The organism is Acinetobacter sp. YH01022 (assembly GCF_013420235.1).
Taxonomy (GTDB): domain Bacteria; phylum Pseudomonadota; class Gammaproteobacteria; order Pseudomonadales; family Moraxellaceae; genus Acinetobacter.
The window spans coordinates 1-11,109 of sequence record NZ_VOYP01000065.1; the positions used below are offsets into that span (position 1 = coordinate 1).

Consider the following 11,109-nt stretch of genomic DNA (forward strand, 5'->3'; position numbering starts at 1 on the left):
ATTTCGGTAAAAACTGGTCGAGGTACGCCAACCAAGCGTTTAAATTCAGAATCTGAAAAACGGTTTAAGTTCTGATATCTCATGAAACTTAGATTGAGGTGGTTTTGACTTTCGCAAGAGGTCTAATGAGGTTGCTTATAATTGCTTGTTGTATCATGGTGCTGATGATAGTGACTTGATTTATGCATTTCATGCTCATCAGATTTATCTTTAGGATTCTTTTGTGGCTGAAGATCCTCTTGATTTGTCTGTTCTTCAGCTCTTTTAGATTCCGATTCATCTTTAGGGTGCTGTTGCTTGGTCATTTTATTTATCCTTTTCAAAAATTATAAAATTACCGATTGTTTAACCGACCCAATTAGAATGCGCGGACGCAAAAAAAAGAGATAGTTTTATATTGTATTGGCTTTGTTGCACCAAAGTTCTCTAGATATTTACTATTAAAAAATGGCGAAGTCGTATCTATCACCGCGACTATAGCCATCGTCACAGTCGGGCAGGATGAAACACTGGAAAACGTCATCGAAAGGGCAGATCAGGCCATGTATGGGAAACAGCAGGGACGTGACAGAACCGTATTCGCATGATCAGAATGAGTCTTGAGCTCGATTTTGAATAGTCGAGTCCCCCCAAATGACCCCATCCTTCATGATTGAGCACAATTTTCACTTGTCGCTCTACCTAAAAACCATTCAAGAACTGTTCTCGGCATTAACGTTCAGCTAGCACCTTGGATAATCTTTTGGTATGGGCAATTAATCGGTCCAGCCAGCGTTTTGCTGCCAGCAGTTTTAAGCTTCTGGCTGCACTCAGCCGGTTCAAAGTGGCATATTGCATCACTTCCTCACGTAAGGCTGTCCGATGCTCATCGCTCCACTGTTTGAGATTGGTCACTTCCTGCTTAAAATTCTCAATCTTTTCAGCATTTTCTAAAAAATCCGGATGGCTGACATAATGCTCGAGAATATTTAAAAAATCTAAAGCCACTTGATAAATCTGTGGTTGGGTTCGAATAGCCAGTGCATAGGGAACACCTTCCAGATCACTGCGTAGAACCCGAATATACACCATCATCCTTAATAAAGAGGTCAGTCGCTGTTTATCCTGTTGATATTCTGGAACGACTATTTTTTCTAAATACGCCTCTAGATACTCAATCTCTTGATCTAATTGTTGTAATTGTTTTGGGCTCAGATTGACGCCTTCCTGAAATGCACGACGTAATATCTCAAACATCTGAATCAGGATTTGATAAGTCACTTTTTCTGCAGCAATGATGGCCACACTTGGAATGTCCAGATTGGATTCATCCAGAATTTCTAGGGCACCGGACTTTTTCTGCGGTAAAAACTTACAAATGAGCTGATTAAAGGGATGGATCAAGGGCATAAAAATACATGCGCCGATTAAGCTAAATAAAGTATGAAATGCTGCCACAATGACGACTTCATCCCATTCAGCAATATATTGAACATGACGGTAGACCCAGTTAAATAAGGGAATCAACAAAAAGAAAGCAAATATCGCACTGACCACATTAAAAACCACATGCACCGCTGCAGTCCGCTTGGCATTCACCGAGCCGCCAATCACAGCCAGTACTGCGGTTGCCACTGTCCCGATATTTTGTCCAATCACCAGTAACAAGGCTTGCTGCAGATCAATCGCAGTACTGGCTAAAGCTGCTAAAGTCGCGGTAATAGCGGCACTGGAAGACTGCAGCAAGACCGTCATGATCAGTCCGATCCAGACCAGAAACAGTTTCTGCCAGAATGAATCATAGTGAAAAATGGACAAATCGACTTGTTGAGCAAGACCTGACATCGCAAGCTGTAATTGCTCAATCCCAAAGAAAATTAGGCCAAAACCTGCAAGCACAAAACCGAATAAGGCCAAACGCCCATGTGTTAATAATTTGAGCAACGCACCTACAGCAATCAGAGGTAAGGCAAAAGTGGTGATAGAAAATTTCACCCCGAGTAAAGCCACCATCCAGCCGGTACTGGTCGTTCCGATATTGGCCCCTATAATCACCCCAATCGCCTGGGAGAAACTCAATACTCCAGCTCCGACAAAACCGATAGTCGCCAGCGTCGTCGCTGTAGAAGACTGGACAATCAAGGTCAGACCAATACCAGAACATAGTGATTTCAACGGTGTTCCGGTAAATTTGGTCAGCCATAGCCGTAAGGTTTCACCAGCCATGTCCTTAAGACTGTCGGTCATTAAAATCATGCCAATCAAGAATAAACCAATACCGCCACAGAGCTGAGCAATAACTTCGAGCACAATTTTCCCAAGGTGTTTTTAGCATCAGCATACCGTCTGATCCAGGCGATGTCATTAACTACAATCCGAAGATAGGATTTGGTCATAGGGATTTTGATCACGGGTTGAGCTCAAAAGCCCGATAGCACTGCAATAAAATACAATCCAGGTAAAAAAATCACAAAATATTCATCTGCATTTTTTTAAAATGATGTCGGTCAGCTTGATCTGACCAAAATACACAGAGACATAAATTTAAATTTTATCGCTCAATTTTTATTTTAAAAATCAAAGCAATCAGGGGTATGTGGTGCGTCAAGTAATTGAATATGTAGGAGCGGACCTGTCACGGATCATTGAAATGGCTTGGGAAGATCGAACGCCTTTTGAAGCCATCCAGCGTGAGTTTGGTTTGAATGAAGCGGCGGTGATCCGCTTGATGCGGAAAAATATGAAAGCATCAAGTTTTAAAATGTGGCGTGAACGGGTCACCGGCCGAAAAACCAAACATTTGCAACTGCGTTCACCCGATGTCATTCGGGCCTATTGTTCACGGCAGTATAAACGTTTCTAAGCACTTTGTTTTGGCCGCTGTCTGGACTCACGTTTACATCGTTCAGAACAGTATCTGACTTCCTCCCAGCAGCGTTGCCATTTTTTGCGCCAAGTAAAAGGGCGCAAGCAGTGGATACATATTTTTTCAGGGAGATGCTGTTTTTTCATCGTTTATAACTCATTGATCTGGCTAAGGAGCTGCTGGGCATGGCTTATAATCTGCTGCCGATCTTTAAGTTTATCCAGCTGCTGATAGATCATGCCCATACGTGGATGATTGCGGAATATCGCTTCATGCCGGATCATGAAATACCAGTACAGGCTGTTAAACGGACAGCTGTCCGGCTCGGTACGGGTTTTGACATTGTAGCTACAGTGCTTGCAGTAATCTGACATCTTATGGATGTAATTACCCGAAGCCGCATAAGGTTTGCTGGCCATCAAGCCTCCATCGGCATGCATCACCATGCCCAGCGTGTTCGGCAGTTCTACCCATGCATAGGCATCGGCATAGACGGCCAGATACCACTCGCTGATCTGCTCCGGGTCTACACCAGTTAACAGGGCAAAATTGCCGGTCACCATCAGACGCTGGATATGATGCGCATAGGCATGCTGAAAGGTATTGCGGAAACACTCCGCCATACAGTTCATCCGGGTACGGCCGGTCCAGTAAAATTGTGGCAGTGGGGCTGAGTGCTGCAGTGCATTACGGTTGGCATATTCCGGCATGTACAGCCAGTAAATCCCGCGGACATATTCGCGCCAGCCGAGAATCTGCCGGATAAAACCTTCCACTGCATTTAACGGTGCATGACCGGCATGGTGGGCAGCTTCTGCTGCATCACAGACTTCTCTGGGCAGCAGCAGGCCGCAGTTCAAATAAGGCGAGAGCAAGCTGTGAAACAGCGTGTCTGCCCCCTGAACCATGGCATCCTGATAGTCGCCAAAATAAGGTAAACTGTGATCAATGAAATGCTGCAATGCAAGCAGGGCATTACTACGTGTGGTGGCCCAGCGGAAATCGTCAAGGCTGCCAGGGTGATTGGGAAATTCGTATTCAACCAGTTGCAGCACCTCCAGATCAATCTGATCGCGTTCAAAATGCAGTGGTGTAGGCAATGGCGGACTGCCTGACCAGGCCTTGCGATTGGCACTGTCATAGTTCCACTGTTGTCCTACAGGCTGCTGTCCCTGCATCAAATAGCTGGTCTGCTTGCGCATTTCCCGATAAAAATATTCCATACGCAGTGTCTGGTAGCGGCTGGCCCATTTCCGGAACTGCTCTGGACTACAGAAAAAACGGTTATCATTCAGGCACTGTACCGGCAGTTGCAGCTGCTGGCTCCAGTGCTGTTCAATCTGCTGCTGCAAGCGGTATTCACCGCAGTGGGTTATCACCAGTTCTGTGACGGGAAATAGCTGTTGCTGCGCCTGCACGAAATCCAGCAGGCTACGAATCGGACTAGCAGGTTGAAAGGTGTGATAACGTACACGCCAGCCTTCAGCTTTGAGCTCTTTGGCAAAATGACGCATGGCACTAAAAATCAGGGCAATTTTCTGCGGATGATGGTTGACATATGTGACTTCCTCAACAACTTCAGCCATCAGGATCACATCCCGGGTACGGTCCAGCGCCTTGAGTGTAGCAAGCTGATGATGAAGCTGGTCACCCAGAATTAAACCGAAACGCATACTGATCTCAGAACCCGTGAAAGATAGCGTAGTCTAAATATAGTGACTTCAATTTTTTGTGAAAATATCGATCAGTAAAGTGATCCTAGACAATATTGTGGACAACCGATTCCTCTAAATTCTTAAAATATTTCTGTTCAAAGGTTTCAGGACTGAACAGTCCCGTAAAAGCTATTGCTAGATCCAGATTTTGAATATTCCCCCATAAAAATACCCCCTCTGAATGAAATATAAAGAGGGGGTATCAAATTGACTCACTCAATTTTATTAGTTTGGGAACAATTTATTTCCACAAGACAAGCGAACAATTAATGAGTTGGTTCGTCCGCTTTTACGCCTTTTTGGTACAAAGTATAGATATAAATTGGAATATTTAAGTCTTCTAAGTGCTTATAGATCAGTGGGCGTACATCTTCCCAGTCTAAACTGCCAACGCCTGTTGCAAGACGTGGTAACGCTAAACTTTCAATCTTCTCTTCTTCAATCAACTCTTTTAAGTTTTTCAAAGTACGGTTGACATATTCTGTCGATGCTTTACCTGGTTTGGAACCATTATCATAAGCCGCTTCTTGTGTCATCAGGTTGACGATACGTTGACCTTCAGCATTCACCCATGTCCATTGTTCTCCCGCTTTAGGGTGATTAATATGGCAATAGTTACGGAAGTCTTTGTATAAGGCCGGCCAGTATTCACGCAGACTTAAAGCTAAACCTGTTGCAAAGTTATCATTTGGTGCAACACCGTGGGCAATTGCACGTGCATTACTCAGTAAAATATCTCCAGATACTTCATAAATCATAGATTTGACTCCTGTTTTAATGGTCTTGTTAAACTTCTCTTCTATATTCATTCTAGCTAGTCATTGCTATTTTTCTATCTAATTTAATAACCACTAAGTCTTTGCTAATTAATAAATTTTATAAAAATTTATGTTATAATTTTACAGGTAGAGCAATCCCATTTTTATTAAAAATTAGCATCAAAAAATTAATAAATTGGTTTAAAAATCAACCTATAAGTTGCTATATTCAGCTTAGCATTCTTTTCTGAAACTGGGTCTCATATCTGCTGCATTTGTTCTTAGACTTAAGTGCAATATAATTGAATCATTGGGTTTTTAAACCGAAAGAAAAAAGTTATGTTTCACTGGATGCTTACGTTTGTGCTAATTATTTTTACTAATATTCAGCCAAAAATTATAAAAAAGAATACTCGTATTAATTCTTTAAAGCAGCTCTCATCAAAAGAAATAAGCAAACACATACTGCCATAACCAAAGCAATAAGCGCATTACTCCCAAAATCACTGCTACATAGGCATGTAAGATCAAATAAGCAAAGCTAATCCAGCCACTTGCTCCATTGACCTCACTACCTTGATATTCGCACAACAGTACAAAAGCTACGGCAAATATTTCCATCATAATCATTGTATTCAAAACCCACGACCAAGGAAAATGCAGCAACCATACCCAAGCAATAAAAAGCAGAGCAACCGTGAGTAAAATCTTACTGAGCTGCCCCAATACTTGTAATTCCCTACCCGATTTATTCTGCATCTGTTTCCCTATCTAATCTTATTGAAGAAAGCTTATAGCATCATTATTTTGGGCACTGTTGCAAATAGGAATCTGAATCGATGATCTCCCTTTAAAAAAAGCTTAGAGACCAGACACCCTGTTGATTAGACACACTTCACCCTGAAAATTCCCATAATAAAATGACGAAGCCTGACCTTTATGTAGTGCATGCATGACCTCAATGCCCTTAATGGTAGCGTAAGCTGTTTTCATGGATTTAAACCCCAGCATGGCACTAATGATGCGCTTTAACTTACCATGATCGCATTCAATCACGTTATTGTGATATTTAATCTGCCTGTGCTCAAGGGTGGGCGGACATTTTCCTTCCTGTTTTAACCGTGATAAAGCACTTCCTGATGTTCACGATAGCTAATGCCATATTTACAATACCAGCGTACAGCCCAAAAAATGATTTCGCCCTGAAAATGCCGACGATGGAAGGGATTCATATGCTTAACCTGTAACTAAAAACGATTTAGCTTACCATTAGCGGCTATTTGCAACAGTGCCATCGGCAGTGTGGCAAGTGTCGGGGTATTGGCACCTGCCAAACCACCAATCGTCATCACCATCACTGAAACGTTCTGGAATAAAGATTGTGAGCTAGCCAGGATAAAACCTGACGGTGCATGGTATTTTGCAGCATAAGAGCGAAACCTAAATTTTTGGTGAATAAGCAACGAATGAGAGTTTTGGTATACAGTCGGTACAACCCAAAACTGGACTTGACCAGATTTCATTCTTGAATAAGTTTGCTGTGCCTGTTTCAGTGGGAATGTTTCATTCAACCATTTCCAAGTTGCCAAACCGGCTAACCTATATGACTTTTTAGATCTTGTGCAAAATGAGCTATCGTATTTCATACGTGTTGTTGAATACGCTGAATACCCACCTGAGCAGCATCAATTGCCCCTGCCAAATAGCCTGAATAGTGTCGTGACCATTCGCTGGCAATCCCAATAATACGGTTTGTCCCAATATGGTCATTCGGGGTATTTTCAGGTGCCATTCCATGAGAGCTAGCAGGGTTTTTCCAGTCTTCTTCGGTAGCGGTGAAAATGTCTGTTGACCAGTCTTTGATATATTCATCTTCGGGTGTTGCCGCCTCTAAACCAAACAGGCGAATCAGTTGTGCCCGACAATGTGCCATAAGCTCATGTTCACTGACTTTCTGGCGGACATTTGCAGGAATACCCAAGAAACCAAATAATGCAGCATAACCGTTAGATGTAGATGCATCGTGGATTTCACCCATAGGACCTACATGGCTACTGGCTTGACCAGACAAGCCCTGTTTTCTCCAAAATGCTTCAGGATAAACTGCTACATACTTGGCATGAGGTGCCATCCATGTAGCGGTCTTGTTCCACTGGCTCAATAGAGATGAAGGCAAGGCTGGAGAGAATAAAATCTGTTGAGCAGTGAGGCGAGGTGCTAGGGCAATCAGAACGTAATTCGCTTCAACACGCGTTTCGCTGCCGACTTGGTCTTGGCTGGTTAAATGAATACGTTCATGTTCCTGTTGGGTAATATGTGTGACCTGTTGTTGAGTCAGAATTTTTTGTGCAGGAATCTGTTGGGCTAAACCATGAATCAGGCTGCTCATTCCTCCCTCAAGGCGAATCGATTGCGTTGATTCCCATGGACTCGATAACTGTACCGGTGCTATTCCCCGTTTTTTTTCAAAGACGAACCTACCTGTATCAAACTGTTCATAAAAGGGAAGTTTGAGTTGTTGAACCAGTTGCATGAGTTCAGGGTTGAGTTCAGGCCAGATCCATGTTGCACCTAAATCAAATCCCTGCTCTGAATACACACGACCGCCTAAACGATCTCTTGCTTCTAGTACAATATAGTCTGTGATTTTGGCTTGTTCCAGTAAATAAGCAGCATATAGACCACTTAACCCTGCACCAATAATCGCAATCTTGGTCTGGATCATGACTGCTGCTCCACAAAATTTTGCGCAGAGGAAAGGTGGCCTGTTTTTACATACAGCGTTGCACCTGCTGCACTCGCGTAAAAGTGATGACTGCTTTGAATTGGTAAACGAACCCATGAACCTGCCAGAAAAGTTTCCCCGTTCATAATCAATTCACCCTGTATAACCAGAAGCTCTATACCCTTCAAGCTGTGTTCATCAAAGTTTTGATGTGGTTTAAGTTTTTCGAGATAGGTATGTTCATTATGAGATACATATAAGGGACAAATCAGACGTTGACCGATTGTTTGCCAGTTTTCAGACGCATGAGTATTGATACGTATCGTCTCGGTATGATCTTTGCTCATTTGCATGAGTTTGACAAAAATGAGTGTGCCATCTTCACTGGATGGGGTGTGTTTTGAACCGTCTGGATTGCGTAAATACCAGCCTGCTGGATAATGCTGATGGCCATTTTCAGTGAATGTTCCTGAAAGCACTAAAATTTCTTCACCTAAAGGATGCTCATGCTCTGGAAACATGGTTTGCGGTGCATAACGAACCAGACTGGTGGCACGGGCGGTTTCATTCCCCACTCGATCCAGCATGACCCGTTCAACTTCACCACGAGGTGATTTGACCCATTGATAATCGTTGGGTTTAACCACAGCCATCTGGGAAAAATCAGCATTAATCAACATGCTTTGTCTCATCCATTGTAATTTCTTTACCAATACCTGCACCACCACCAGTAACAATCACTACTTTCAAAGAAAATCTATTCATGACAATACGATCCTTTATCAAGTTGAATTTTTGCCCTGACATGTGCATGCTGTATGTCGTTCGTATAGATTGATTTTATGATTCATGTCTTATATAAACAAACGAGATAATCTTTTAATGATTGATAGAAAATCTTTAGAATGAAAACACCTGTATATCTCAATGCATTAAGGGCCTTTGAAGCCAGTGCCAGGCATCACAGTTTTTCGGCTGCTGCTGCCGAGCTGAATGTTACCCCTGCAGCAGTTGGGCAACTGGTTAAAAGTCTGGAAGATTATTTGGGTATCACCCTGTTTCAGCGAAGCACAGGGGGGAAGGCCCGCTTAATGGCAACTGAAGCAGCATTGATGGCATTGCCTGATATTCGTGCTGGGTTTGATAGGCTGACACTTGGAATGAAAAAATTACAGGCTCAAACCTCGACAGGAGTGTTAACCGTTGCCATTAGTCCAGCCTTTGCAGCGAAATGGTTACTACCAAGAATTGATAACTTTCAACAAGCCTATCCTGATATTGATATTCGACTGGATACCAATTTAAAGCCTGTGGATTTTGGTCGTCATGGAATTGATATTGCGGTGCGATATGGACAGGGGAGCTGGCCAGGATTAGTTGCAGAGAAATTAATGGATGAGGAGGTTTTTCCTGTCTGCTCACCAGCCTTTTATCAAAAATATCAGCAACAGTTACAACACGCTAAGAATTTATTAAATCTACCGTTAATCCATGATTTAACCATGGATGCCCATTCAGGTTTTACCACTTGGAATACATGGTTACAGTACAATCAGATTAGTAATCAACAGGTCCAGCGAGGGTTAAAAATCAATAATTCGGCTGCGGTATTACAGGCAGCCATAGATGGACATGGAATTGCTTTGGCGAGAAGTGTCATGGCAGCAGATGATTTAAAAACAGGACGTTTGCGGCGTTTATATCCAGAAATGAAATGCTCTTCCACATTGGCCTATCATATAGTGTATCGAGAAGAATGTCAGAATATGCCAAAACTGGTAGCATTTAAAATATGGTTGATGGGTGAAGCACTATGAATCAAACTACTTGCACTATTACAAATTGGACTGCTCCCAGTATCCTAGACATAAGGTAGCTCAGATAAAATGTGTCTAGGATACTAGTAATAGTCCAATATTATTTTTGTACCTGTTGAGGATAGTTCAAGAAATACACATCATAGTTACGGTAGTGCAATACTTGAGCATGAGGATTGCTATTTTTATAAGAGTTGGTACGAGCCAAGATCACGACCGGTTGTCCTGATTGTACTTTCTGAGCAAGATTTTTTTCAGACCAGCGATACTGTTTACGTTCAGGTTCAAACAGAAGACCATCTTTAATTTGAAATGCAGAACTGTCGAGACCAACATGTTCCCAGTCATCCACCAGATATACAGGTTTTTGTAAATTCATCAAGAATGGCACATCGTAAAAATAATAGTTGTAAAATGCGATGGTCGCATCAGGCGTTATATATTTCTGGAATGAAACTTGGGTGGCGTTGTTTTTTTGATCCAGAATTTTCACACCAAAACTGATGCTCATACATAGCACGACAACTGCAGCCAACACCAGTTTGAAATGAGAAATAAGCTGCTTTTGATAAGCAAGCATGAATAAAATAATGGAAATGATAACCGAGCCGCCGAGCCAGTACAGTTGTTCCATATTCACATTATTCAGGAACGATTTATCCTGTGCCCATACCGGTAATGTTGCAAAAGCAATACCAATAATTAGGACAAAAAATGTAGGTGACCATATCTGAAATTTATTAGCACGCTGATTTGCTAGTACACTATCAACCATAGTGGCAATTAAGATCGCTAAAGGAGCAGTTGCTGGCAAAATGTAACCTACCAGTTTTGATGGTGGAATAGAGAAAAATACCGTGACAGAGATAAACCACCATACCACCAAGATAAAAATTGGCTGACTAAGTTGCTGGGTTAAAGCTTGTTTAGAAAACTTGAACTGTGAAACAAATAACCAAGGCAAAAAGCTGAACATCAAGCAAAGCAGATAAAATGGCCATGGTTGCTGGTTGTTAAACTGATCGGAACTGAAGCGGCTAAATTGCTGGTCAATAAAGAAGTATTGCAGGAATGCCGGATACTTGAGATGAGCCAGATAAATCCATGGCATGGCAATCGTCAGGGTGAGTAGACCAAGGGAATTTCACCCTTAGCCCCTCGCAGAACCGGACATGAACCTCTCAGCTCATCCGGCTCCCATTATCCAACCGATGGTAAACATCCCATTTTCCAGTGCACAAAGGCATTT

The 11,109-nt window shown here is 42.4% G+C and carries 12 protein-coding genes and 2 pseudogenes; 2 read left to right on the plus strand and 12 right to left on the minus strand.

Annotated features, from left to right (window positions below; genetic code table 11):
• Positions 1 to 122 precede the first annotated feature (122 nt).
• Together FTT87_RS14730 and FTT87_RS14735 are read right to left on the minus strand one after the other, a co-directional pair.
• Positions 123 to 305: a hypothetical protein gene (locus FTT87_RS14730; RefSeq protein ID WP_086197565.1), complete on the minus strand. Its 183-nt coding sequence runs from the start codon at positions 303 to 305 to the stop codon at positions 123 to 125.
• A 406-nt stretch (positions 306 to 711) separates the two neighbouring features.
• Positions 712 to 2,289, minus strand: coding sequence for a Na/Pi cotransporter family protein (locus FTT87_RS14735; RefSeq protein ID WP_180175044.1), 1,578 nt, complete (start codon positions 2,287 to 2,289; stop codon positions 712 to 714).
• Positions 2,290 to 2,590: 301 nt separating this feature from the next.
• On the opposite strand from FTT87_RS14735, the gene FTT87_RS14740 reads away from it, so the two are divergent.
• Positions 2,591 to 2,842 (plus strand): TIGR03643 family protein, encoded by a 252-nt coding sequence (locus FTT87_RS14740; RefSeq protein ID WP_373423530.1) that lies wholly within the window; start codon positions 2,591 to 2,593, stop codon positions 2,840 to 2,842.
• Here the strand turns inward: FTT87_RS14740 and FTT87_RS14745 are convergent.
• The 9 genes and pseudogenes from FTT87_RS14745 to FTT87_RS14785 all read right to left on the minus strand — a co-directional run bounded on the left by FTT87_RS14745 (position 2,839) and on the right by FTT87_RS14785 (position 8,850).
• The gene (locus FTT87_RS14745; protein ID WP_086197563.1) at positions 2,839 to 2,991 is read right to left on the minus strand and encodes a DUF2256 domain-containing protein; all 153 of its coding nucleotides are present in this window, start codon (positions 2,989 to 2,991) and stop codon (positions 2,839 to 2,841) included. The two genes, FTT87_RS14740 and FTT87_RS14745, sit on opposite strands and share 4 nt — an antisense overlap.
• A gap of 3 nt (positions 2,992 to 2,994) precedes the next feature.
• Entirely contained in the window at positions 2,995 to 4,518 is a 1,524-nt protein-coding gene (locus tag FTT87_RS14750) for a cryptochrome/photolyase family protein (RefSeq protein WP_086197562.1), read from the minus strand.
• A gap of 308 nt (positions 4,519 to 4,826) precedes the next feature.
• The gene (locus FTT87_RS14755) at positions 4,827 to 5,318 is read right to left on the minus strand and encodes a macro domain-containing protein (RefSeq protein WP_086197561.1); all 492 of its coding nucleotides are present in this window, start codon (positions 5,316 to 5,318) and stop codon (positions 4,827 to 4,829) included.
• A gap of 441 nt (positions 5,319 to 5,759) precedes the next feature.
• The gene (locus FTT87_RS16105) at positions 5,760 to 6,077 is read right to left on the minus strand and encodes a hypothetical protein (protein ID WP_251992257.1); all 318 of its coding nucleotides are present in this window, start codon (positions 6,075 to 6,077) and stop codon (positions 5,760 to 5,762) included.
• Between the two features lie 102 nt (positions 6,078 to 6,179).
• Positions 6,180 to 6,550: pseudogene (locus FTT87_RS14765) on the minus strand (DDE-type integrase/transposase/recombinase).
• A 57-nt stretch (positions 6,551 to 6,607) separates the two neighbouring features.
• A pseudogene (locus tag FTT87_RS14770) lies at positions 6,608 to 6,747 on the minus strand (MFS transporter); the annotation flags it as partial.
• A gap of 213 nt (positions 6,748 to 6,960) precedes the next feature.
• Positions 6,961 to 8,043, minus strand: a complete 1,083-nt coding sequence (locus tag FTT87_RS14775; RefSeq protein WP_180082215.1) for an FAD-dependent oxidoreductase — start codon at positions 8,041 to 8,043, stop codon at positions 6,961 to 6,963.
• A complete protein-coding gene (locus FTT87_RS14780) occupies positions 8,040 to 8,723 on the minus strand; it encodes a cupin domain-containing protein (protein WP_180082216.1) in 684 nt (227 codons plus the stop codon). The genes FTT87_RS14775 and FTT87_RS14780 overlap by 4 nt, the downstream gene beginning before the upstream one ends.
• Complete coding sequence (locus FTT87_RS14785) at positions 8,713 to 8,850, minus strand: hypothetical protein (RefSeq protein WP_180175045.1); 138 nt, start codon at positions 8,848 to 8,850, stop codon at positions 8,713 to 8,715. Before FTT87_RS14785 ends, FTT87_RS14780 begins: the two co-directional genes overlap by 11 nt.
• Positions 8,851 to 8,948: 98 nt before the next feature.
• Between FTT87_RS14785 and gcvA the strand changes: the two genes are divergently transcribed.
• Positions 8,949 to 9,860 (plus strand): transcriptional regulator GcvA, encoded by a 912-nt coding sequence (gene gcvA / locus FTT87_RS14790; protein WP_180082217.1) that lies wholly within the window; start codon positions 8,949 to 8,951, stop codon positions 9,858 to 9,860.
• A 100-nt stretch (positions 9,861 to 9,960) separates the two neighbouring features.
• Here the strand turns inward: gcvA and FTT87_RS14795 are convergent, their stop codons facing one another.
• On the minus strand, positions 9,961 to 10,971 hold the full coding sequence (locus FTT87_RS14795) for a hypothetical protein (protein WP_180082218.1): 1,011 nt from the start codon (positions 10,969 to 10,971) through the stop codon (positions 9,961 to 9,963).
• Positions 10,972 to 11,109 lie beyond the last annotated feature (138 nt).

Excerpts from the sequence above, each read along its gene's own strand:
- gcvA (WP_180082217.1), top strand. The coding sequence starts at position 8,949 with ATGAAAACACCTGTATATCTCAATGCATTAAGGGCCTTTGAAGCCAGT.
- FTT87_RS14785 (WP_180175045.1), bottom strand. The coding sequence starts at position 8,850 with ATGTCAGGGCAAAAATTCAACTTGATAAAGGATCGTATTGTCATGAAT.
- FTT87_RS14745 (WP_086197563.1), bottom strand. The coding sequence starts at position 2,991 with ATGAAAAAACAGCATCTCCCTGAAAAAATATGTATCCACTGCTTGCGC.
- FTT87_RS14730 (WP_086197565.1), bottom strand. The coding sequence starts at position 305 with ATGACCAAGCAACAGCACCCTAAAGATGAATCGGAATCTAAAAGAGCT.
- FTT87_RS14795 (WP_180082218.1), bottom strand. The coding sequence starts at position 10,971 with ATGCCATGGATTTATCTGGCTCATCTCAAGTATCCGGCATTCCTGCAA.
- FTT87_RS14750 (WP_086197562.1), bottom strand. The coding sequence starts at position 4,518 with ATGCGTTTCGGTTTAATTCTGGGTGACCAGCTTCATCATCAGCTTGCT.
- FTT87_RS14755 (WP_086197561.1), bottom strand. The coding sequence starts at position 5,318 with ATGATTTATGAAGTATCTGGAGATATTTTACTGAGTAATGCACGTGCA.
- FTT87_RS14775 (WP_180082215.1), bottom strand. The coding sequence starts at position 8,043 with ATGATCCAGACCAAGATTGCGATTATTGGTGCAGGGTTAAGTGGTCTA.
- FTT87_RS16105 (WP_251992257.1), bottom strand. The coding sequence starts at position 6,077 with ATGCAGAATAAATCGGGTAGGGAATTACAAGTATTGGGGCAGCTCAGT.
- FTT87_RS14780 (WP_180082216.1), bottom strand. The coding sequence starts at position 8,723 with ATGTTGATTAATGCTGATTTTTCCCAGATGGCTGTGGTTAAACCCAAC.